A 1,674-nucleotide genomic window follows, 5' to 3' on the forward strand; every position below is an offset into this window, starting at 1 on the left:
CCTCGCCGTTTCGCTTGAGTACGGCGGGTGATGGGGCAGAAATACGAAAGTGCCTTCCTGACCTGGGACGATGAACCTTGCTAAGGGGTTCTGTCGGTCCAAGCGGAGGGCACTTTCTACGTGCAGGCTATCGTGCGTCCCCGGGTTCATGTCAGTACTGATGGTTCGGGTGTGGTCGGTCATGCCGGGGCACGGTTGCTGGCGGATCTTGCTGATGCCACCGGGCTGACCGGCGCATATTCCATGGCGTTGCGCTCCCTTCGCCCGCGTGGGACCGGACATGATCCGGGCAGGATCGCCACCGATCTCGCGGTGATGCTCGCCGATGGCGGCGAGACCATCACAGACCTGGCCGTGCTGCGTGACCAGGCCGAGGTGTTCGGCCCCGTCGCCTCGACACCGACGGCCTGGCGGCTGCTCGCCGACGTTGACGAGCGGGCACTGGCTTCTCTGCGCTCGGCCCGAGCCCAGGCTCGGGAAGTCGCCTGGCTGCAGGCCGCGGAAAGAGGCGAGGGCATACCCGCAGCCCGGTCCGCGGGACGCATGCTGCCCGGACTCGTCCTGGACCTCGACGCCACCCTGGTCACCTGCCACTCCGAGAAAGACCAGGCAGCACCCACCTACAAGGGCGGCTTCGGCTACCACCCGCTGCTGTGCTTCCTGGCCAACACCGGAGAGGCACTGTCCGGCCGACTGCGGCCCGGGAACGCCGGCGCCAACACCGCGAGCGACCACATCGCGGTACTCGACCAGGCACTCGCGCAGATCCCCGACGCCTACCGGCACGGCACCGACATCCTGGTCCGCACCGACAGCGCCGGATCCGCAAAAGCCTTCCTCGCTCACGTCCGTGACCTGCGCAAACGAGGAATCCGCACCTTCTTCTCGGTCGGATACGCCATGACCGAGCCGGTCCGCCGCGCTGTCCGGGCCATTCCCGCTCGCCTCTGGCATCCCGCCCTGGACCAGGACGGGACCATACGTGATGGCGCTGAGGTCGCCGAGCTGACCGGCATGGTCGATCTGGGCGGCTACCCGGCCGGCACCCGCATCATCGTGCGCCGCGAGCGGCCGCACCCCGGAGCCCAACTGTCCTTGTTCGACCAGGACGAGGGCCTGCGTCACCAGGTGTTGCTTACCGACGCCCCCTACTCCGGTGGCGGCTCCGCCCAGTTCCTCGAAGTCCGTCACCGCGGGCATGCCACCGTCGAGGACCACATCCGATGCGGCAAGACCACCGGATTCGGCCGCTTCCCCTCCCGAGGCTTCGGCATCAACGCCGTCTGGCTCGAACTCAGCCTCGCGGCGATCGACCTGCTGGCCTGGACCCGCACCCTCCTCCTGGACGGCGAACTCGCGGCTGCCGAGCCGAAGAAGCTCCGCTACCGACTGCTGCACGTCGCCGCCCGCCTCACCCGAGGGGGCCGACGCCTCCGCTTGCGGATATCGGCGACCTGGCCCTGGAAAAACGAACTGGCCACGGCCTTCCACCGCCTCGCCGCACTACCCCGTCCCGCCGGCTGACCAGCAAACCCCTGACCGCCCACGACCCGAAAGACCTTGGAGAACCCGACCCCGCGCCGGGACTCCGTCATGCCCAAGCAACGAAACCACCCCGCCCACCCAGCCGCTGGCGATCAGCGACGCCTCATCGCACCAAGCGAAACGGCGAGG

Annotated in this window: 1 protein-coding gene; it reads left to right on the forward strand. The window is 68.5% G+C overall.

What is annotated here, in order from left to right:
* The first annotated feature begins 90 nt into the window (after window positions 1–90).
* The gene (locus ACLU3S_RS36885) at window positions 91–1,524 is read left to right on the forward strand and encodes an IS1380 family transposase (RefSeq protein ID WP_413956336.1); all 1,434 of its coding nucleotides are present in this window, start codon (window positions 91–93) and stop codon (window positions 1,522–1,524) included.
* Window positions 1,525–1,674: the final 150 nt, after the last annotated feature.

This window comes from Streptomyces sp. AF1A, assembly GCF_047340315.1.
In the GTDB taxonomy this organism is placed as follows: domain Bacteria; phylum Actinomycetota; class Actinomycetes; order Streptomycetales; family Streptomycetaceae; genus Streptomyces.